Origin of the sequence: Streptomyces sp. RPA4-2, from assembly GCF_012273515.2 — a bacterium.
GTDB lineage: Bacteria > Actinomycetota > Actinomycetes > Streptomycetales > Streptomycetaceae > Streptomyces > Streptomyces kaempferi.
This window is the reverse complement of record NZ_CP050975.2, coordinates 8,881,290-8,900,730: the sequence shown is the minus strand read 5'-3', so window position 1 is coordinate 8,900,730 and position 19,441 is coordinate 8,881,290. Positions and strand designations below refer to the sequence as shown.

Here is a 19,441-nt window from a genome sequence, read left to right as displayed (position 1 = left end):
AGCGAGAGGCACCTCGAAGATAGTCAGGTGGCAACAAAATGCAGTAGTTCGGCTCGATTCGCGGGGTTGCGCGGCCGCTCGTTCTGCGTCTCAGGCAGCGTGCAGCCTGGTCAGCGCGTGTCGTCTGGTGCTGCGGGGCGGCTTCGGCGGCCACTGAGCACGGTGGCGATGGGGAGGGCTGCTGCCAGGCCGCTGAGCAGGATTGCGGCGAGCGCGCCCAGGACGGCGGGCTGGTCGCCGAAGGCGATGCCGATCGCGGCCAGGGCGGGCCCCGCGTTGCGTACTGCGGCGACGCCGCCCATGGTGGTGCGGCGCACCGACGGACCTGTCGCCAGCAGGGTCCCGACGGCGAAGGCGGCGGCTGCGAGCACGAAGCCCGCGAGGAGGGCGAGTGAGCCGAGGAGTGCCACCACGTCACTCCAGTTACCGAGCAGCATGCCCGCCAGCACGATCAGGAAGGTCACGTTCGACACCGCGGCCGCCGCGGGGTGCCACGACCGTGCGGTGGTCGCGGCGTAGCGGCGCAGCAGCAGGCCGATGACGAACGGTACGAGTTGCAGGAGGGCCACGGTCCGCACCAGCGTCGCGACATCGAGGGAGATGTCCTTGCCGAGGTCGGCGGCGGTGAGGATGCCGTTGACGGTCGGGGCGAAGGTGAGGCTGCCGACGGTGGCGAGCAGCACCTGCATGGCCGCGCCCGCGACGACGTCGCCGCTCTGCACCATGGCGAGCTTCGCCCCGAAGGGCCCACCCGGGGACGAGGCGACCAGGACGAGTGCGATGAACGCTGCCGAGGGGAGGCTGAAGAGTGCACCGATGCCCCAGCCCAGCAGCGGGATGACGACCATGTTGGTGAGCAGCGCGAGCACCAGCAGCGGGACGTTGGTGAAGATGCCGCGCAGCGCCGGGATGGTGGCCCCGAGCCCGGCGGCGAACATGGTCGCCGCGATGAAGATCACGGTGACGGCGTTGAACAGCATGTGCAGGGTGTCCATGAGCATTCCCCTCGGTCGGCGGAGCGGCCGCGGTGCCGGCGTGCGCGTCGCCGCCCTGTCAGTCCCGGAGGTCGCCGAGCCAGCGCAGGGCGCTCAGGCTCGGCAGAAAGCAGTACTCGCCGCCGCGGGTGACGACGAACCGCGGCAGGGCCGCAAGGCGTCGTCGCACCGGCCGTCTGGGGATCGTGAAGCCGGTGACGCCGTCGTGGGATCCGGTGACGGGGTCTTCGGCGTCGCCCGAGCCGAAGAAGACGCCGTCGTTCATCCATTGCGACTGGACGAACTCGAACTGCCGCCCGAGGTGGGCTCCGATGAACGCGAACATCAGGCCGCGGTCGGTCCCGTCGTCCTCCAGAACTCCTTCGGGCAACGGCGGACCGTAGACGGCGCCGCGTCTGATCATGCGGTGCAGACGCACCTCTCCCGCCACCGAGGCGTCGCGGGGGTTGGCCCGGCGGATGTGGCAGCCGCCGGGCGTGATGAATCCCGCCGGATCGTCGCGCTCGTACAGGAAGGTGTTGCGGCGGTGCGGGTCGGCACCGAGAGCGGGGTCGTCGTGCTGCGGACTGAGAGCGAGGGGGGCTCCGCTGCGCCAGCGTCCCATGATCTTGGCCGCGAGCAGTTCCTCGTCGTCGGGGTCGGTGGCGTTGTCCCGCAGATAGCGCCGGAACGCAGCGACGTCCTGGTGGAGCTTGCGGAAGACCGCGTAGCTGCCGTTGCGCCCGAGCACCTCCGGCTGCGGGGTCTGGATCCCGCCGATCTCGTCCCGATAGCCGAGCACGAACTCCCCGGCCTTCAACGGCACCTCCAGCTGGTTGGACCCGGGGATGCCGCTTCCTTCGACGGCCGGATGGCTGACGCCGTCGCGATAGCCGAAGTGCTCGGTCTCGGTGGGCAGTGCGTAGCAGTCCTGCCGCCAGATCGCGGTCACACCGGCGAGGCGGTCGTACGCGGGCCGGGCCCGATCGACGGCCTCCTCCAACCGCGGGACGTCGGGCGCGACCGCCGCGAGCACCACATGGACATCCGGCGTGCCCAGCGGCGCTTCCCAGTTCGCGGGGCTGCTCTCGCCGACATCGCCGAGCGCTGTGGCCCGGGCGGCCATCCCTTGCCGGAATTCCCAGGCGAACGTGTCCAATGATCCGCGCGGCACGCCCAGCGCCGCCAGGCCGTAACAGGTGACGGCGACACTGACCCACGTGTCCCCCAAGGGGCTGACCGGGTCGACGGCAGGGGTCACCACCGCGCTCGCGCGTCGCATCAGTTCCCGACCGTCGGCCCGGTCATCGACGCGGAACACAAGATATGTCGCCGCGTAGGGAGTCGGCCGCGGGCTGAGAGCCCCGCGCTGGACGTCGTCGAGTTCCAACGCGACTTGCGTGGGCTCGCTCACGGTCCACCTCCATGTGGCGCTACTTCGAGACGAGGTTCCGCCAGAAGTTCCTGAGACTCTCGTCGCCTCCGAACAGCGAACTGAAGATCGTGGAGTCCGCCAGCAGCACATCGCCGGCCCGCTCACCGCTCGGCGGCATCCACAGAAACATGTTGAACTCGGTGTTGCCGGCATCGGTGAACGGGTGCGGCCTAGAGGTGTCGATCGGCTGCCTTGCCAGGACATGGATGGCATCCGGCTCGTCGGTCGTCACGGCGTAGTGCGGCAGATGCATGTGGAAGTTGAAGTTCGTCACCCCCTCCAGCCACCCTTTGGCGTCCAGGTCCCCGATGGTGGACAGCGGGGCGATCTTGTTCTTCTCCCGCACCGCGGGGCGCAGTCCGTAACGGTTCTCGACCGGCACTCCGAGGCCGTGCATCAAGCCCCGGACGTATGTGGCGAACCGCTGCTGGCGGGGGACCAGGGGATCGCCGTGATGGTGGTACTCCACGTCCCGCGCGGCCAGATCGTCCGATGCCCCGACGTCATGGTGGGGCCCCAGGACCAGACAGGCGTCCTCTCGGCCGAGGAAGGCCCGCAGTGCCTCGACCTCCTCGGGCTGGGCTTCCTGCCCGGTGACCATGTGGTCCAGCCCGAACACGAACAGGGTGTCGGTGTCGGCCAGTACGCGCTCGTCGAGCGGAGTCCGAAAGCCGGCCTGGTCGATGCGCTGATACACCGGGACGGGGTGCCCGGTGACCCCCTCGACGAACTCCTGGAACGGCACCCAGGCCCAGAAGAACAATTCCAGCGAGCCGGCGATGCCCTGCTGGAAATGCATCGGGTCGGACCACTTCGGGTCCTCGTAGGCAGGCCACGCCACCCGCCTGACCTCCGTCAGCGTGGAGAACCTGTTGTCCAGCTCAGCCGGATTCCTGCCCGCCTCGGCCGGATAGCTCCACGCGACGTAGATGCTCACCCGTCGCCGGCCAGGGGTGCGTTCGCGCGGGATGTGGTTCTGGTTGTAGGTGCGTGCCGTCCTGACCTCGCTCATCTCGTCTCCGATCCGCAGTGGGACGAGCACACGGCGGCCCGCTCTCACTGCAGCTGGTCGAGCATCTCCGACAGGGCGTTCTTGATCCGCAGAGCCTTCTTGATCTCATCAGCGGTCACGTACGGGTACTCCCCGTATTCGATGAAGCTGGGACAGTGGTGTTCACGCACGAACCGGACGAACGCATCGGGATTGGTCCGCCAGTCCTCGGGGAATCCTTCGAGGTTCTCGAAGGCCGTGTTCACCCCCGCCTTGCTGAAAAGCGCGACGGCGTCCTCGGTGTACTTGTCGAAGTCGGTGTCGAAGATCCCCTGATACATGAAGCGCGTGTCGTCGTCGAAAAGCACCCAGCGCAGATAGTGCAACTTCAATGGTGCGAGAAGGTGGGGGTCTCCCTCCAAAGCCTTGGCCAAGGCATAGCCGTACTCGCGCATCGCGTCGGCGCGGCCGGGCTTGACCTTGGCGACGATGGTGAACCCGTAGCACGCCGGTGTCTTCGGAAAAACGGGGCCGTACTTCCCCTGCTCGAACTGGGCGGTGTCCTTGGGGATGACCGCCGCCTGCGGCTTGATCTCCATGTCCGCTCCTGCCGCCATCTACTGGCCGGAAACAATTCGTCTCATATTCCCACGGACCACATCCACCCGCCTCGGGAGCAGCGAGGCGGAGGAGAGCCAGGGCGGTCCGTCGGCGCGTGGTTCACCGGGGGCCACCGGTGAGAAGCAGGCCACCGAAGGCGAGGGTATAGGCGTTGAGGACCCATGACAGGGACGCGTGGCCGAAGCCAAGGCCGCCCGCGATCTGCGGAAGCGCGACGTTGGCGATGGTCGTGTCCAGCGTCAGCATCAGCTGGGCGACGAGCACGATCATGATGCCGATGCCGATGCCGGCGCGCCCGGACGGCCCGGCCGGGGCCCGGTGGAGGCAGCCGCGGAGCTGCTTCGAGTCAGAGAGGGGGAAAGTGGCATGACTAGCGCGCATCCTGTTCAGGGCGGAGAAGGAGAAATGGGCATTGGGCGCTGCCACTCACGCCGGCATATGGCCCGTGAGGTTGAGGGGCGTGGGCGCCGACGACGGGAAGGGTGAGGCCGGCCGGCGCACTGCTACGCGCGCGGCCAGACCTCCGTGGGGTGAATTGTGGCCTGGCCGGGAGGACTCCCGCGCCTGCGCAGCAGTCCGGCTGCCGTCAAGCCTGGGCGGTGGGACGGACGATGAGTTCGTTGACATCGACGTCGTCCGGCTGCTCGATCGCGAAGGCGATGGCACGGGCGATGGCCTCCGGTTCCACGGCGAACTTGTCCCTGGCTTCGATGAGCTGGGCTCGCACCTCGGGGTTGTCGACGGCTTCGACGAAGCTCGTGCGGACGAAGCCTGGCGAGACGATCGTCACGCGCAGGTTCTCGCCCGCCTCCTTGCGCAGTCCCTCGGAGATGGCGCGCACCGCGTATTTCGTACCGGAGTAGACCGCCTGGTTGGGGACGGTGGTGTAGGCGGCGGTGGAGGCGGTGTTCACGAACTGTCCAAAGCCCTGCTCGCGGAAGACCGGCAGCGCCGCCGCGATGCCGTACAGGACGCCCTTGAGGTTGACGTCGATCATCAGCTCCCATTCGGTGACCCGCAGGTCGTCCAGCGGGGAGATGGGACCTACTCCGGCGTTGCTGACCAGGACGTCGAGCTTGCCGTAGCGCTCGCGTGCCAGCGTGACGAGGTCGGCCAGGTCCTGCTGCCGGGTCACGTCGGTGCGGACGAAGGCTACGTCGCCGCCGGCGTCCGTGATGCGGGTCGCCAGGGCACCGAGCGCGTCTGTGTTGAGGTCGCCGAGGACGACCTTCGCACCGCGCTCGGCCAGCAGTAGCGCGGTGGCCGCTCCGATGCCGCCGCCTGCCCCGGTGATGGCTATGACCTTGTTCTCGATCTCCTGCATGGTGATTTTTCCTTTCGGATCCTGTCGCTGGGTCCCGTCCCGTCGGCCGGCAGGCAGGCAGCGATGTGCCTGCCGGCCGACGGGACGGATTCGAATGCGTCACCGCGCGCGGCGGTGTGTGTGCCGGGCCGGGGATGCCGGTGGGGCGCCGCTCGGGATGGCGGGGGCCGTCAGACCTGGGCCATGCCGCCGTCGACGAAGAGCTCGACGCCGGTGATGAAGCTGGCGGCGTCGCTGGCAAGGAACACCGCGGCGGTGCCCATCTCGCTGGGGGCGGCGATGCGGCCGGTGGGGTTGCCCTCGCCCATCTTCGCTACCGCGGCGGGGACGGCGTCGGCACCCTGGGCGAGCGCCAGGGCGCGGCGCAGGGATTCAGTGTCGACCGCGCCGGGACTCAGGACGTTGATGCGGATGCCGGAACCCTTGACGTCCTGGATCCAGCCGCGCACGCAGTTGCGCACGGCTGCCTTCGCGCCGCCGTACAGGCTCATGCCAGCCGGGGGCTGGATGGAGGCGGTGGAGCCGATGACGGTGATCGTGCCGCCGGGCTTGAGCAGCGGCAGGGCCGGCTGCACGGTGAACAGGACGCCCTTGACGTTGACGTTGAAGGTCCGGTCGAACTCATCCTCGGTAATCCTCTGAAGGGGAGCGTGGGCGCCGATGCCGGCGTTGGCCACCACCGTGTCCAGGCGGCCGTGGCGGGCCATGACCTGTGCGTAGACCGCTTCCATGTCGGCGAGCTTGGCGACGTTCGCAACGACGCCCGAGCTCTTCGGCCCGATCTCGGCGACTGCTGCGTCGACCTGCTCCTGCTGGAGGTCGGTGATGACGACGTCAGCGCCGTTGAGCACGAACTCCTTGGCGATGGCCAGGCCGATGCCTGACGCGCCACCAGTGACGACAGCGGTCTTTCCTTCGAGCGAGCGAGTCATTTCGTATCTCCTGAGGCATTGCTTCGCTTCCCGCCGGACGGCGGGGAACAGGGACATGTGGGCGCACGCAACGTCGCGAGTCATACGCAGGTGGTAGTCACGTGCTGCATTCCGGACCTGCGGCTGGAGACTGCGGTGGAATGCCGCCCCGTCTCGGGGGGCGAGTGGTGGCGGTGCATGCCCTACAGTGGAAGTGGAGGCGCCGCCATTTCCGCAACTGTAAGTGGAGGCGTCGCCATTTAGCAAACGGAGACGGCAGGAGATTTGAAATGGCCACAGAGGCAGGGCGTCCCTTGCGGGCCGACGCGCAGCGCAACCGGGACAAGATCCTCGCCGCAGCGGCCCGCGTGTTCGCCGAGGAGGGCCTCGACGCCCACTTCGAACGCATCGCGAAGGAAGCCGGCGTCGGCAGCGGCACCCTCTACCGCAACTTCCCCACTCGGGAACTGCTGATCGAGGCTGCTTACCGGGGAGAACTGGCCCGGCTGTGCGACGCCGCCCCCGGCCTCCTAGCGGCGATGGAGCCCCGCGACGCCCTGCGGGACTGGATGGGCCGCTTCATCGACTACGCGACCGCCAAAATCGGCATGGCCGAAGCCCTGCGCGCCGTCGTCGAATCCGGCGTCAACCCCTACGCCCACAGCCGCGAGATGATGCTCGAAGCGCTCACCTCGCTCATGGAGGCCGCCGTCACGGCCCGCACCATCCGCACCGACATCAGCGCGACCGACATGTACGCCGCCCTCAGCGGCATCGCCCTCACCTCCGGCAAGCCCGACCAGCGCGAACAGGCCGAACGCCTCCTCGACCTCACCCTCGACGGACTGAGCACCCGCCCCCGCTGAGGGGTGTGTCGTGCGGGCGGCGGCTTTGCCAGTGACGGGTAACCGGCTCGGGCGACAGCCGCCGGTGGGCGATGGCGGTAGGAGTGCGGGGCCTGAGCCGCGGGGCTGCGTCCACATCACGGGTTCGGGATCTTCGTGCGCGGGATCTCGCGGCGTCTCGGCCTCCGGCTCGTCCGAATGACGCGGCCGCTACGGCCGTACACGCCCCTGCTCCCCGCCCAGTTCCTCGCGGCACCGCTCGCACAGAGGGTTCTCCGGGGTCCTACCGGTGAGTCGGCTGATGGCAGGCAGCCCGACCCGGAACCCGTACGCCGACCTCCGCAGAGCAGGCGTCTATGTAAGGGTTCCGGGCACCTTCGGTCCAGGATTCTGCAAACCCGCGCGCTTCCGCGTTCGATCTGCTGCGCTTGTCCGGGACGGACACGACGCCCTGGCCCTACCGGCGCCGCCGGGCGGCATTGGAGTGTCGATGTTCACCGCGCGGCAGCTGGCCGCCCCGTGGGCGCTGTCCCCGTCGACCCCAACCCCGACACCGTCCGCGAATGGCTCACCTGGACGACGGTTGGCGTGGAGGGCGTCGTCTTCGCACGGCTGGACGATCCCTACCGGCCCGCGGTCCGGGGCTGGTTGAAGTACAAGGTCCGTGAGACCACCGAAGCGATCGTCGGCGCCATCACCGGCCCCCTGTCCGTGCCCCGCAGAGGATTTCGTACACCCACTGCTCGTAAGGCTCTGCTGACGACTCGTCGGTATCCGGCTCGGGCGTGGGCATGGTCAAGTTCCCCCTCTGCGCCGGCATGTCGCCCGGCACCCGGGAGCAGACACCCCGACCGCAGCGTGCGACGGCTCCCCTTCGGCCGTCACAGCTACCACAACAGCAGCAATGGCCACAGCAGCTAACACGCTGTGACACCTGCACCGTCACAGGCCTACGGGTCCTGACGGTGCTGCGAGAGGTCGACGCGGACGGGAACCTGGATTGGGCCCGCTGACCGGCAGCGTCACTACGCCGCACTACGCGAGCTCGTCGCCGACGAGCAAGGCCAGGCCGGGGAGACGCAGGTCCTGTCCGGGGTCACCGTGCGCGGCATGGACGTCGGGAAGCGGCTGGCCCGGCAACGGAAACCTGCAGTCTGGGCAGCCCTGACGGACGGACAGCATGAGCGCCTGGAACAGCTCGGCATCATGGCGCTCGCCCCGGAACCGGTAGAGGAGGTGAAGCCGTCCACGGCAGCCGTGAGCGCCTTCGAGACGGGCGTAGCGGCCCTCGCGCAGTACAAGGGGTCCACACGGGCTCCGTGACCGTCCCCAGGCGGCATGTAGAGACGTTGCCGGACGGGACTCAGGTTCGGCTGGGGGTGTTCCTGTCGAACAGCAAGAGCAGGCGGGCCACGCTCACCGCGGACAAGCTCGCCGCACTCGCTGCACTCGGACTCAACTGGGACTGAGGGGCGCCGGGGATGGTAGGCGGGGATGCCGTGCGCAGCCTGGACGAGGGGGTGGCCGCGCACGGTATGAGGGCGCCCCGGTGGTATGCAGTGCGTGGCAGGGCACCCGCCAGCATCGTGGCACCGCCCTGAGACCCTGCCGCGTCGAAGAGAGCATCTGTGTGACGGCCTGGCTTCAGGGAACCTGCCGGCGGATTCATCGTTGGCCGTCATACCCGCGCCGGCAACATCACCTGCCTACGCGGCTCCGAACACCGTCGTGAACTGGTCGCCTGAGGGAGAGTGCATCTTGGTCCCGGATGTCGTGGCAGGCTCACCGGATGGATCACACATTCGACGCTCCACCCGTTGACCGAGAGGTCCTCGACTTCGCCGTCGGATTGGCCACGCGTGCCGGGCAGATGTCCGCGCAGGGCTTCTTCGGGGAGTGGGGAAGCCACCGCAAGGAAGACGGCAGCGAGGTCACGGAGATCGACCTCGCGGTCGAGGAGTCGGTCAGGAACGAGCTGGCCCGCCACATGCCCGAGGACGGCATCTACGGCGAGGAGAAGGGATCGACCGCCGGAGTGTCAGGGAGACGCGACCCTATCAACGGCACCACGTCATTCACCCGCCGGTGGCCACTGTTCTCGAACGACATCGCCTACGAGGACGAGTACGGTCCCGCCGTCGGGGTGATCAACATGCCCATGAGCCGACAGATGGTCGTAGCCGGGCGAGGTCTCGGGTGTTGGGTGCTGATCAGGGAGAATCCGGACCTGAAGTCGGGCCACCGCGCCCACGTCACCGAGCGGACCAGCACGCGCGGGGCAAGGACCCAGGCGCTCAATCCGGCCGGCTGGCCGGAGGAACTCCTCACCGCTCTCCACCGCCAGGTCTTCCTGATGGCATCCATGGGCTGCATCGTTGACCTCGTCACTGGCCGCGCGGACGCCGTAGTGATCGCCGGTCCTCCGATGGGGTACGAGGACGTGGCTCCCCTGCCGGTCATCGTGTCGGAAGCCGGCGGCCGAGTGACCGACCTGGACGGCACGTCCGTGCTGCAAGGCGACATGACGGTGCTGGCCACCAACGGCCTACTCCACGAAGCGATGCTGGACCTGGTCGAAGGCCTGCCGCGCAGCCGCGACCTGCACGCCCTCGACGACGCCGTGTAGCGCGGCAGGGAGCCGGACCTGAAGTTCATTCTTCAAAAGCTCAGCAAGCCGTCGACACACGAGCCGCGACCCGGCGGCCGCTGCACATAGGCCCCGCACGTTCGTGCCCCGTTCCTGGCGGGCCGCGCTCGCCAAGAACGAGCGTCCCGCCCGCAGTCCGGCAAGCGACAGTCGAACACGGTTCGCCGTTCGTGTCGGATGGACCTGCGAGCAGGAGACGGTGGGCCGATCACCCGCTCGCGAGGCGGAGCAGTCGGGGCTGGCGGTACCGACCGATCGAAGCGCGGAGGCCCCGGGCCGACGCACAGCAACACCGTGTAGGCGCCCCGAATCCCCCGAGGGGCTCTCGTTCCCGCCCCGACCGCCATTACCAGGGAGGGCGGGTGCGAGAGTGCTGAGGGGGATGTCTGACCCCACACCAGGCCCGCACACACGGCCTGATCAGCCGTTTCCCTCCACGCGGACGGAAGCCTCTGCAACACCCAGGTCAACAGCCTGAGCAACAGCTTGCGCAACAACGGGTCCTCACCCGGCCAGACCGGGAGCCGCGCCGCGGCCGGCCGGCAACGCCGGAGCGCCCGACGAGCAACTGGCTCCACGGTGGGCTGTCCTGTCCGCGGGCCAGAGCACGATGCACATACAACCTCGCTTCACCCGACAGGTCTGCGGAGGGCAATGAGGTCCATTTGTCTCCACGGGGAAAACACGTGAGCGACGCTCCGTGTCTACACCAAATCGCCTCTCAGAACACGATCGAGCGCCGCGCGGCCAGCGGGTCCCCATGTCGGCTTGCCGCCAGGAAGGCCCCGATCTCCGTTCTGGCCCATCAGCATGAGGAACAGGCTCTTCAGAGCAGCCAGCCCGCGGGCGCGGCGGATCGTCGCCTTGTCCGCGTGCGCGTACACGTCGAAGAACGGTGAGGCGGCGCCCGCGGGAAGCACCACCCACGCGGCCGCGAGGTCCCACGCCGGATCACCGGCGAACATGGCACCGAAATCGATCACACCCGAGAGCGTCCCGTCCGAGACGACGACGTTGGCCGGATGCAGGTCGCCATGCACCCAGAGCGGCGGCCCCTCCCAGTCGGGCGCCGCGACGGCGTCGTCCCAGACGGCTCGCACATCGCCGGCGAGGTCGTCGGGGACGACGGCCTGGAAGAAGTGGTCGAAACCGTCCGTGCACTCCTTGGGGTGGCCCCCGCGGTCCTCACTGACCGGCGCGTCAACGGGCGCCTCCACGTGGAGCGCCCTGAGGAAGCCCGCCAGGGTGTCGGCCGCGTGGTCGCCGCGGCTGATCGAGGAGTAGTCCAGTGGCTCACCCGGAACCCACGTCATGATCGTCCAGGGCTTCGCGAACCGCGCGGAAGGTTCACCGGTCCGCACAGGGGTCGGTACCGGGAGCGGCAGGCGCGGGGCCAGGGCGGGCAGCCATCGGCGCTCCTTGCGCTGGAGACCCGGGGCACCTTCAGTACGCGGCATACGCACAGCCAACTCGTCCCCAAGCCGCCACATTTGGTTGTCCCAACCGCCCGCTACCTCACGGATGGCCAACCCGGCAAGGTCCGGATGCTGCTCCTGCAGCAGGTCATGGACCAGGTCTGCGGTGATCTCGATCTCGGCGTCGGTCATGCGAAGCCACGGTACTGGGACAGGCACAGCAGCTCTCGCTCTCCAGAAGATCTAGCCACTGGGCCTTCTCCGAGAAATATCGGCAAAGGCGCGCCTGGCATGTTCGGAACAGGCACTCAAACAGAGCCATCGCTGTCTGAAGCGGCCTGGCGCTGCCCCGGCCAACCGGGAGGTACGCGCCATGGTCGGCGTCGCCGCCGTTGAACAGTGCGGGGCACGACGGTCGGGGACACTGTCACAGTCCGGCTGAGGGCTCTGGTGGGGGCTTCTTGTCCTGGCGGCCGAAGAGGGCTTTGAACAGTCCGGTGGGCGGCCGCGAGGCTTCGGTGATGCGGCAGGCCTCGCAGGTGCGTCCGTCCGGCGGCGGGGCGGAGGGGCCTTCGCCGCCAAGTCCCTTGAGCGGCCCGCCGCAGGTCTCGCAGGGTGGGGCGGGCGGGAGTGCGGGTTCGGGCTGCGCGGGAAGGTGCCGCGGGGACCAGTTCCCGGCGGGGGCCGTTCCTTCTTTCCGCTGGCGGGCTTCCTGTCCTTCCCGGGCTGCGCTGCGTTCGTCCTCGCGCCGGCGCCAGGCTTTGCGGTCCTGGGGGTTGTCCAAGGCGTCAAAAAGGGTTTCCCACCGGCGGTGTCCGCAGCGCCACCACACCGGTGTGAGCGGGCCGGATTCCTGGATGCGGTCCAGGGTGGTGAAGAGAACCGGGATGGCGTCGCTGAAGTCGACGTAGCCGTCCGGTTCGCCACCGAAGCCGCTGAGTTTCTGGTACTTGCCCGACCAGTGTTCGCGGGTCAGATCCAGCACCCGGTTCATACGGTTCTTCAGCGCCTGCTCTCCCAGCCGGGTGCCGGGGTCGAACACCACGGCAATCGGCGGATACCCGCCCCGGCCCGTCGGCGGGTAAAGGCTCTGCCACAACGGGACGCTCAGACTCGCATGGACCGCGTGGGCCGCGGGGATCATGGGATCCTTGACCTTCACACGGAAGTACTGGTGGTAGCGGGCGAACTTGGCCGCCAGGAATTCATCCGCTTCCGTGCACCGGTCGACCTCCACCAGCAGCACCGGCAGGCCGGCCTCCGGAGCCCGCAGGACCGCGTCCGCACGCACCGAAGGACGCGTACGGCTCGTGCCCGGCATGTTGTGCACCACCTCCGTCGCCCACGACCCCACCGACCCGGACCCCGCCGGAACCGGCGAGCCAGCCCGCACGGCCGGCATGGCGGCCTCGATGAGCGTCCCGGGGGCGGGTGTTGAGGTGGTGCGGGCGATCGGGCGGGTGGCAACAGGCTGGGTGCCGGTGAGGGCGATGACCGTCTCGTTGACGGCCATCGCGTGCGGGGCACCCGAGCGGGCCGCACCGCGCGCGTTGCCGCCCATGTCCGCAGCAGGGCGCCCGAGGGCTTCCGCTGCGGCGGTCAGGCCGAGTGCGGTCAGGCCCCACAGCTTCTGCCCATCCCGGGCGAAGCCGTCTGACTGCGTCAGTCCGTGCTTGGCGAGATCCAGGCAGGCGTTGCGTACACCCTTGCTGTCCTTGTGTCCCGGACAGGTCAGCCTGCGGATCTGATCCGCGCTCGCGACCTTCAGCACACCGAGCGCGGCGAGCACGTGCCCGCGCACCAAGCTGGTCGACCCGTACGGATACGTCAACGAACCACCCACACCCACACCCCTCCCCCAGCCCAGTCTCACCGCCCCTGGCGCCGACAGGCGCCCGGGGCCGCGGACCGGCCGCGCCGGGCCGCGCACCCCACGCGAACCCACCGGACCCTCTCGACTCGACGCCGCACCACCCTGCCACCTGCCGCTGACATCACACACAAGGCAGGGGGCAGGAGGAGAGAAGAGAGGGTTGTCGAGACCGGCGGTCGGGCCTGGTCAAGGGGCCTGACCTGCACGAACACCGGCGAGACAACTCCACGTGCCGGTAGGGGAGTTGGCAGGGGGAACGGTAGGGAAGACGGTAGGGGGAACGGTCGACTCCCTACCAGGCCACACCACCACGGCCGCGACCAGGTCGGAAGTGCGCACCACCGCTGCGCAGCGAGCACCGGGCGCCCCGATGATCACCGGCACGCCCATGCTCCCCGAGGGCCACCAGGTACCAGTACAGACCCCGCGCCCACACCCGGACAACACCGCAGCGGCAACACGTCTCAAGGACGGCGCGGGGTGCGCAACTGCCGGCACCGCCGCACCTGGCCATCGCCCCGACCACAGACCCGGCCACAGCAGGTCAGCGCGTTGCGCAGCCTCGCGCCGAGGCGCAGCCCTCGGGCTGATTGTGCAGGCTCTGCGCAATCAGCCCCGTGAGCGTGGGAGAGCGCCGATGCGGCATCCCCCAGAGCCGCTACCCACGGTAATGATCCAAGGTGCGGGCCTGTCCACGGTGTGTGACTCTCATGTCACCCCCAGTTTCTCTTCCCACAGGAGACGTCACCATGGCCGAGAACCAGAGCGACCGCGCGGACAAGAAGAACCTTGCGGACATGACCCCCGAAGAGCGGCGCGCTGCCGCCGCGCGCAGGGGCGACACGGCCCAGGAGAAGGGCGCAGCCCAGCACTTCAGCAGTGAAGAGGCCCGCGCAGCCGGTCACAAGGGCGGTAGCGCAAGCCAGGCGAAGCGCCCCCAGCGCTGACGACCGCACAGCGTCACAAGCCTCTCCACCGCAGCCACGCGGAAAAGGGAGCCAGGACTGCCGTCCGCACCCCTCGGGCTGTCATGTCCTCCGCCCCGGCTGCGCACCCGACCACCCCAGGTCACAGCGGTGCGCAGCCGGGGCACACCCATTGCGCAGACCCCGCGTAGTCAGCTGGTGTGATCGCGCAGTAGCCCAGCCATGGTCGGGGCGACCACGCCGGTGTGGGCTGTGGTGAGGCCACACCAGCGCCCACACCATGAACAGGCGAGGCCTTCCGCCGCGTTCGGCGCCGGCCGCGGCGGCGGGACCCTGCGCAGTCCCGGAGAGTGTTGCGCGGGCCCGCTGCGCACCAATCCGCGCACGTCGACAGCTGCACCAGGGCCAGCCGGAAGACGTCGCCAATCTCCGTAGCCCAGTTCCACGTCGCTGTCCGCGACACCGAGTACATCAAGACCTGCAGCTTCTGCCGACCGGAATACAATCCGGACGACACGTCCGATTGAGGCGCTGCGCAGCCGGTGCGCAAAGGACCGACCACAGCGGACTGCCCACTGCGCAACACGGTTCCCAGACCGCCCCATTGCGCATCGAGCCCTGCGCACCGGTCGGGCGCCACCGGAGCCCGACCAGGACCCCGACCACAGGCCCGACCACGGCAGGTCACCGCGTTGCGCAGCCGATGCGCACCACATGCGCAGCCCGGCCGGCGAGACTGCGCGATGACCGGGCGCAGGCGGGATGACCGCACCGGCGTGGGCTGTGGGGAGGCCACACCAGAGCCCACACCACGCGCACGAACGGCTCTCCCGTTGTGCAGCTGCGGGACACTGCGCACCGGGCCGCCGAGTGCAATGCGCAGGCACGTCCCCGACTGCGCAGCTCCCCAGTGTGCAACCGTGCAGCGGCCGGCCTGGCTGCACCGGTGCGGGTTGCAGGGCTCAGCGCTCACCAGTTACGGGCCGCCGAGGCGGCCGACCTGCCAGTGCCCCCGGCCCGTGACGTCCACGAACATCGCGTGGGCGGTCAGCACGTCCCGGACGGCCGCCATCCGCGTGGTGTGCCCCGCACCGGGGACGGTCTCTCCCAGGCGCTCCACAATCGCCGTACGGGTCAGGGGCGTCCGGGATTTGACCAACGTCCGGGCGATCCGGTGCAGCAGGGTGTCGCCGGGCGTTCCCAGCTCCGCCTGCCGCCACAGGTCCTCACCCCGCGTGTGCCGCGTGGTAAGCGCGGCCATCTGTGTCGAGGCGTGTTCCAGCATCACAGGCAGCACCGGCTGCCGCTGCGAGGGGACACGCGGGCGCCTCTGGCGCCGCCAGTACAGGGCCCCGGCCGCCACTGCGGCCACCAGCGTCGCGACCGCCAGCCGCTTCGGATTGCTGAACTGCACCGCCGCCTCGATCAGGCTGCCGGTCAGGTTCACCAGGACACCGGCTTGCTTCTCCAGGTCGGCCATCCGGCCCTCCGTCACCCCCACGTCTCCCAGAGCCGAGCGCAGGGCGACCCAGTCGCCGGCCGCGAGCCCGCTGTCGACCAGGTCCGCGTCGGTCCCGATGATGACCACCGGGGCGATCACCCGGGCCAGCAGCAGCATCGGCACATCGGAGGCGTCCCGTCCGGCAAGGACCTCAGCCTCCGGAGTCATCGGCAGGCCGGAGGCGTCCACGACATACAGGACGGGCGCATACCGGGACTGCCACAGCTCCAATGCCCGGCCCAGGTCGAACCGGCCGCCCTCGCGGCGCTCACCTCTGCACACGAACAGCCCACGCGCATCTGAATCGTGGCTTCGCACTGGAGTCGTAGGCTGCCGCACATGGAGCACCGCGAGGTAATGCAGGGAGTCGTTGCCGTACTGACGGAAGCCCTCGAGAGACGGCGACTGGTCCGCGAAGGCCAGGAGCAGGGCGCCGAACCGGCATCCGGGATGATCTCCTCGCTCCTGACGGAGCTGATGCCGAAGCTGGCGTTCGCTCCAGACGCGACCGTCCGCGACGTGACCATGGCCGTCAAGCGCGAGTGGTCACCGGCCATCGAGCAGATGGCAGCCGCATTCGCCCTGGCGTTCGTCACTCTCGCTGAGGCGCACGACGACGGCGCAGCGGATGTGTCGACTGCTGACATCCTGCGCGCGCTGGCGCTGCATTTCGAAAAGGGTGACGCACAGGACTGAGGTGATCTCGCGCGTGTTTCGGTGCTTTCCTAACGAGCTCGTGCACGGTAGGCATCAGCCGTTTCTCAATTTACGTGTCGACGGTGGTGGTTGCGGTGGCGATGGAGCCACACCGCGTGACGCTGAACGAACCGCTCCAGCCTCTTGAGGTGGCGTTCTTGCTGCATGCCGCACAATTGCTGCCTGGTGATCCGCAGGTTGACGACTACGGGCCGCTCTACGCAGCAGTCGCCCGGGTCATTGCCCGAGCCATGGAGCGTGATGTCTACGGCTCGCTGTATCTCAAGGCGGCCGCGCTGCTCCAGACGCTGGTGAAATTGCCGTGTCTGGAGCACTCCAACGAGGCCTTCGCCTGGCATTCCGCAGAGGCTTACCTGACCCTGAATGGGTGTCTCCTCGACTACCTGCCCAAAGAGGCGGTCTCTCTGGTAGCAGAGGCCGCCTCCGGGACCATGGGCGTCGGGCTGATTGGTCGCCAGTTGCGGGCGTGGAGTGTTCTCTGACCCGTCTCGTGCGGGATCCGCACCCACCAGAACCGCGCCGTGAGTCGCTGTACTGAGCGCTGAGGGATTCGGCGTCAAGGGCTGGAGCCGGGTGGGCCGTGCTGCGCGGCTGCCCGGAGCGGTGTTCGGTCACGCGCGGCTGGCTCATGGCGCGGGGCGGCGGCGGGGAGCCTTTCGGTTCGGGGCGGCCGGCCGGGATCTCGTCCGGCACGCCGCTTCATGGGTTGCTCGTCCGCCACAACAACAGGCAGCACAAAGCTGTCGCTGTCAGGCCAAGCAGCCCTGTGAGTACCAGGCGCCCGTCACACCATGTGACCGTTGGGTACGGTTCGTCGCGAACGTTGCGGGAGCCGATTCGAGAGCAAGCACTGCCGCCCCCGGGTAAGTGACGAAGTACGTCGCCCGGTGCCTTCAGCATGCGTTGGACCGCAGGGGCTTGCGCTAGCAAGCTAGAGCTCACCGTTTCGCCACAGCCGCTCCTGCTCGTTGAGGAGTCCCTCGTCGACGGCGGTGTTCCGGCGGTCTTCAACCCATACCTCGGCAAGTGGCCCGAAGACATCGAGTTTGTCGGCAGGGAAGGAACCATCCTCTTCACAGAGGGCGATCAGCGGCGCGGCGGCCGAGTCATCGCGATCGCAGACTCGACACAGCACGGACTCTCTGAAGCCGCTGACGGTGCCGCCCTGGTCAACGGCCGCACGCAACCGGGCCGTGGCAGGATGCAGATACGGGCGGGGAGAGCCGGGGTGCTTCTGACCCAGCAGCGCCCGCACCTCGTCCAGGGACCCACCGGCGTCTGTGACGTTGCTGGCCATTCCGTGCCGGCACATCCGCGGTGTGACGGACCCGCCCCAGACCAGCACGACGCGACGGCGACTCCAGCAACTCGCCGATCGCTCCCGTCGTGATCGGTGCCCCGCAGGGAGGGCGGAACAGGTTCACCAAGCAGTGGTCGCTGCCGCCGGATCCCAGCCACTCGTGCCGCTCCACCGCGTACAGGTCGAAAGCCTGCACCACCAGGAAGTCCACCGGCATCGCCCACGCCTTCTTCGACTTCGACCAGGCACCGTTCTCGTTCTGCCGACGCACAACGTGCACATGAGCGCCTTCAACATCACATCCCAACGACCTCGAATCGGGCATCAGATGAGCATCGCAGCGGTGCAGATCCGCTACTTGCCCCGGTCGCAGACCGACCCGGGCCGGCAAGAGAAGGGTCAGCCGGTCCCCCGCCGAGCGACAGGCCAGGAACATCGCGACGACCTCCTCGTCGCTCGCCCGGTCCACCTCGCTCTCGGGTTCCTGAAGCCGATGCCGCGAGTGCAGCCGCAGACGCATCCCGCCGCCCATCGATCGCTCTGCGCTGGCGACTGGGTCTGGATGCAGAGGGTGGGCGGTCCCGCGTGGCGTGCGAACGGAGCGCGGGACCGCATGCCCCGCCGTCCAGTCAGCGAGCCGGGTGCATACGACAATACGGATACCGGACTTCCGGGCGTAGTGCACTGTGCCGAGCGGACTATGGAACGCGGCGACTGAACCTGACGTGAAGAGGCCTGGTCCGTCACCACGGGGAGAGTGCCGGACCAGAAAGGCAGGCCGTAGCGGTCAGGGCGGCGTCGGACCTCGGTACCCACCGTTCCACCCGTCAGGCCGGAGTGCCGGGCACGCCCTTCGCGCACAAGGACGTGCCTGGCATCGTGCACGGCGTTCAGCGGCCGGCGGGCTCCGGGCAACGCTGGCGGCGTCGGTCCGGGTCGTCGACGCCGATCGGGCGGAGTCGACCGCGTGCTGAATCCTGCGGAACTTCCGGAGGGCGGTCCGTGAGGACCGCGACGACATGGGTCACATCCTGATCTACGACGAGCAGTTCGTCCGTCGGAGTGGTGACGACCAACCCCAGGTGCACGCTTCTGCGTGGGCGAACCCTGTTGGGCCGACGACCGGTTCCGGGTTGGCGGCCCCGCGAACTGGCCGGAACGCTGGGAAGAGAGCTTCGGTCGGGACGAGTCCGACGATCGATACGAGGAGATCAACCCGTACGAGCTACGCGCGCGATAGATCCCCGCTGGGCAGGGTTCCGTTCACATGCCCGGCTCCTGACTGCCTTCTGACCCGACACGCAGAGGCTGACCCAATAGCTCCCCAAATCCGCCATTGGCGCACCCGGCGGCCGGCATAGGCGCTTTACTGTTCAGCGTCAGTGGGAGCACCGGACGAGGTCGAGGGAGACGGCGTTGCTGAAGAGGGTTATCGCGGTGAGCACGGCCGCTGTGCTGGCGTGGGGCCTGAGTCCGACGACGGCGAACGCGGCATCGGCCTACGTGCACTTCAAGAACAAGGCCACGGGCCGCTGCCTGGACTACCGAGCCGACTACGGGCCCTACGCGACCGACTGCAACGGCAGCGGCTACCAAACCTGGCTAATCAACAACGAAGCCTTCCAGCTCTCCGCCATGCGGCAGAACGCGGGCGACCGACTCTGCTTGGTGGCCCGCAACGGTGCGGCCACGATGAAGCCGTGCCTGTCCAGCGACCCGGCAGCCCTGTGGGTCCTGGCCCCCACGACCGTCGAGTTCCAGCTGGTCAACAACGTGACCAAAACCTGTCTCGGCGAAGGGGCGGACGCCAAGCACCTCGTCAAACTCGTCCCGTGCTCAGGCGGCAACTCCCAGCAGTGGGAGATGCAGACCACCTGACTCCCTGCAAGGCACCGCCAATCGGCCTACCCTTCGGACCCAGGCGGCGAGTCGGTGGCAGCCCAGTCGATCACCGGGCCCTC

The 19,441-nt window shown here is 68.7% G+C and carries 19 protein-coding genes; 8 read left to right on the top strand and 11 right to left on the bottom strand.

Annotated elements, in window-relative coordinates; genetic code table 11:
- Positions 1–110 precede the first annotated feature (110 nt).
- From HEP85_RS39175 to HEP85_RS39145, 7 genes are all read right to left on the bottom strand, one after another.
- Positions 111–995: a bile acid:sodium symporter gene (locus HEP85_RS39175; protein ID WP_168532093.1), complete on the bottom strand. Its 885-nt coding sequence runs from the start codon at positions 993–995 to the stop codon at positions 111–113.
- Between the two features lie 58 nt (positions 996–1,053).
- Positions 1,054–2,388, bottom strand: a complete 1,335-nt coding sequence (locus HEP85_RS39170) for a Dyp-type peroxidase (RefSeq protein WP_211118149.1) — start codon at positions 2,386–2,388, stop codon at positions 1,054–1,056.
- Positions 2,389–2,407: 19 nt separating this feature from the next.
- Positions 2,408–3,421: a hypothetical protein gene (locus HEP85_RS39165; protein WP_168532092.1), complete on the bottom strand. Its 1,014-nt coding sequence runs from the start codon at positions 3,419–3,421 to the stop codon at positions 2,408–2,410.
- 44 nt (positions 3,422–3,465) lie between these two features.
- Positions 3,466–3,999 (bottom strand): hypothetical protein, encoded by a 534-nt coding sequence (locus HEP85_RS39160; RefSeq protein ID WP_168532091.1) that lies wholly within the window; start codon positions 3,997–3,999, stop codon positions 3,466–3,468.
- A gap of 121 nt (positions 4,000–4,120) precedes the next feature.
- Positions 4,121–4,402: a hypothetical protein gene (locus HEP85_RS39155; protein WP_211118148.1), complete on the bottom strand. Its 282-nt coding sequence runs from the start codon at positions 4,400–4,402 to the stop codon at positions 4,121–4,123.
- A gap of 205 nt (positions 4,403–4,607) precedes the next feature.
- Positions 4,608–5,345 (bottom strand): SDR family oxidoreductase, encoded by a 738-nt coding sequence (locus HEP85_RS39150; RefSeq protein ID WP_168532090.1) that lies wholly within the window; start codon positions 5,343–5,345, stop codon positions 4,608–4,610.
- 170 nt (positions 5,346–5,515) lie between these two features.
- The gene (locus HEP85_RS39145) at positions 5,516–6,334 is read right to left on the bottom strand and encodes an SDR family NAD(P)-dependent oxidoreductase (protein ID WP_248002302.1); all 819 of its coding nucleotides are present in this window, start codon (positions 6,332–6,334) and stop codon (positions 5,516–5,518) included.
- 212 nt (positions 6,335–6,546) lie between these two features.
- Here HEP85_RS39145 and HEP85_RS39140 point away from each other — a divergent pair, with 212 nt between their 5' ends.
- The 4 genes from HEP85_RS39140 to HEP85_RS39125 all read left to right on the top strand — a co-directional run bounded on the left by HEP85_RS39140 (position 6,547) and on the right by HEP85_RS39125 (position 9,727).
- Complete coding sequence (locus tag HEP85_RS39140; protein ID WP_168532089.1) at positions 6,547–7,122, top strand: TetR/AcrR family transcriptional regulator; 576 nt, start codon at positions 6,547–6,549, stop codon at positions 7,120–7,122.
- 1,089 nt (positions 7,123–8,211) lie between these two features.
- Positions 8,212–8,424, top strand: a complete 213-nt coding sequence (locus HEP85_RS39135; RefSeq protein ID WP_369658035.1) for a hypothetical protein — start codon at positions 8,212–8,214, stop codon at positions 8,422–8,424.
- Positions 8,421–8,570, top strand: a complete 150-nt coding sequence (locus HEP85_RS39130) for a helicase (RefSeq protein ID WP_348772471.1) — start codon at positions 8,421–8,423, stop codon at positions 8,568–8,570. Before HEP85_RS39135 ends, HEP85_RS39130 begins: the two co-directional genes overlap by 4 nt.
- Before the next feature lie 320 nt (positions 8,571–8,890).
- Entirely contained in the window at positions 8,891–9,727 is an 837-nt protein-coding gene (locus tag HEP85_RS39125; RefSeq protein WP_168532088.1) for an inositol monophosphatase family protein, read from the top strand.
- Positions 9,728–10,452: 725 nt separating this feature from the next.
- Here HEP85_RS39125 and HEP85_RS39120 read toward each other — a convergent pair.
- Complete coding sequence (locus tag HEP85_RS39120; protein WP_168532087.1) at positions 10,453–11,355, bottom strand: aminoglycoside phosphotransferase family protein; 903 nt, start codon at positions 11,353–11,355, stop codon at positions 10,453–10,455.
- Positions 11,356–11,590: 235 nt separating this feature from the next.
- The gene (locus HEP85_RS39115; RefSeq protein ID WP_369658034.1) at positions 11,591–13,006 is read right to left on the bottom strand and encodes a replication-relaxation family protein; all 1,416 of its coding nucleotides are present in this window, start codon (positions 13,004–13,006) and stop codon (positions 11,591–11,593) included.
- A 779-nt stretch (positions 13,007–13,785) separates the two neighbouring features.
- Between HEP85_RS39115 and HEP85_RS39110 the strand changes: the two genes are divergently transcribed.
- The gene (locus tag HEP85_RS39110) at positions 13,786–13,983 is read left to right on the top strand and encodes a general stress protein (protein ID WP_168532035.1); all 198 of its coding nucleotides are present in this window, start codon (positions 13,786–13,788) and stop codon (positions 13,981–13,983) included.
- A 955-nt stretch (positions 13,984–14,938) separates the two neighbouring features.
- Here HEP85_RS39110 and HEP85_RS39105 read toward each other — a convergent pair.
- A complete protein-coding gene (locus tag HEP85_RS39105; protein WP_168532085.1) occupies positions 14,939–15,745 on the bottom strand; it encodes a hypothetical protein in 807 nt (268 codons plus the stop codon).
- A 57-nt stretch (positions 15,746–15,802) separates the two neighbouring features.
- On the opposite strand from HEP85_RS39105, the gene HEP85_RS39100 reads away from it, so the two are divergent.
- Both HEP85_RS39100 and HEP85_RS39095 read left to right on the top strand, forming a co-directional pair.
- Positions 15,803–16,159: a hypothetical protein gene (locus HEP85_RS39100; protein WP_168532084.1), complete on the top strand. Its 357-nt coding sequence runs from the start codon at positions 15,803–15,805 to the stop codon at positions 16,157–16,159.
- Positions 16,160–16,275: 116 nt separating this feature from the next.
- Complete coding sequence (locus HEP85_RS39095; RefSeq protein WP_211118147.1) at positions 16,276–16,662, top strand: fic family toxin-antitoxin system, toxin component; 387 nt, start codon at positions 16,276–16,278, stop codon at positions 16,660–16,662.
- Positions 16,663–17,111: 449 nt separating this feature from the next.
- Here HEP85_RS39095 and HEP85_RS39090 read toward each other — a convergent pair whose 3' ends face one another.
- Positions 17,112–17,477 (bottom strand): DUF6300 family protein, encoded by a 366-nt coding sequence (locus HEP85_RS39090; RefSeq protein WP_168532083.1) that lies wholly within the window; start codon positions 17,475–17,477, stop codon positions 17,112–17,114.
- A 1,440-nt stretch (positions 17,478–18,917) separates the two neighbouring features.
- On the opposite strand from HEP85_RS39090, the gene HEP85_RS39085 reads away from it, so the two are divergent.
- The gene (locus tag HEP85_RS39085) at positions 18,918–19,358 is read left to right on the top strand and encodes a ricin-type beta-trefoil lectin domain protein (RefSeq protein WP_329293385.1); all 441 of its coding nucleotides are present in this window, start codon (positions 18,918–18,920) and stop codon (positions 19,356–19,358) included.
- Positions 19,359–19,441 lie beyond the last annotated feature (83 nt).

What these genes read in the sequence shown, in the direction of transcription:
- HEP85_RS39140 (WP_168532089.1), top strand. Translation starts at nt 6,547, where the DNA reads ATGGCCACAGAGGCAGGGCGTCCCTTGCGGGCCGACGCGCAGCGCAAC.
- HEP85_RS39160 (WP_168532091.1), bottom strand. Translation starts at nt 3,999, where the DNA reads ATGGAGATCAAGCCGCAGGCGGCGGTCATCCCCAAGGACACCGCCCAG.
- HEP85_RS39155 (WP_211118148.1), bottom strand. Translation starts at nt 4,402, where the DNA reads ATGCGCGCTAGTCATGCCACTTTCCCCCTCTCTGACTCGAAGCAGCTC.
- HEP85_RS39090 (WP_168532083.1), bottom strand. Translation starts at nt 17,477, where the DNA reads ATGGCCAGCAACGTCACAGACGCCGGTGGGTCCCTGGACGAGGTGCGG.
- HEP85_RS39110 (WP_168532035.1), top strand. Translation starts at nt 13,786, where the DNA reads ATGGCCGAGAACCAGAGCGACCGCGCGGACAAGAAGAACCTTGCGGAC.
- HEP85_RS39150 (WP_168532090.1), bottom strand. Translation starts at nt 5,345, where the DNA reads ATGCAGGAGATCGAGAACAAGGTCATAGCCATCACCGGGGCAGGCGGC.
- HEP85_RS39175 (WP_168532093.1), bottom strand. Translation starts at nt 995, where the DNA reads ATGGACACCCTGCACATGCTGTTCAACGCCGTCACCGTGATCTTCATC.
- HEP85_RS39145 (WP_248002302.1), bottom strand. Translation starts at nt 6,334, where the DNA reads ATGTCCCTGTTCCCCGCCGTCCGGCGGGAAGCGAAGCAATGCCTCAGG.
- HEP85_RS39100 (WP_168532084.1), top strand. Translation starts at nt 15,803, where the DNA reads ATGGAGCACCGCGAGGTAATGCAGGGAGTCGTTGCCGTACTGACGGAA.
- HEP85_RS39125 (WP_168532088.1), top strand. Translation starts at nt 8,891, where the DNA reads ATGGATCACACATTCGACGCTCCACCCGTTGACCGAGAGGTCCTCGAC.
- HEP85_RS39135 (WP_369658035.1), top strand. Translation starts at nt 8,212, where the DNA reads ATGGACGTCGGGAAGCGGCTGGCCCGGCAACGGAAACCTGCAGTCTGG.
- HEP85_RS39165 (WP_168532092.1), bottom strand. Translation starts at nt 3,421, where the DNA reads ATGAGCGAGGTCAGGACGGCACGCACCTACAACCAGAACCACATCCCG.
- HEP85_RS39120 (WP_168532087.1), bottom strand. Translation starts at nt 11,355, where the DNA reads ATGACCGACGCCGAGATCGAGATCACCGCAGACCTGGTCCATGACCTG.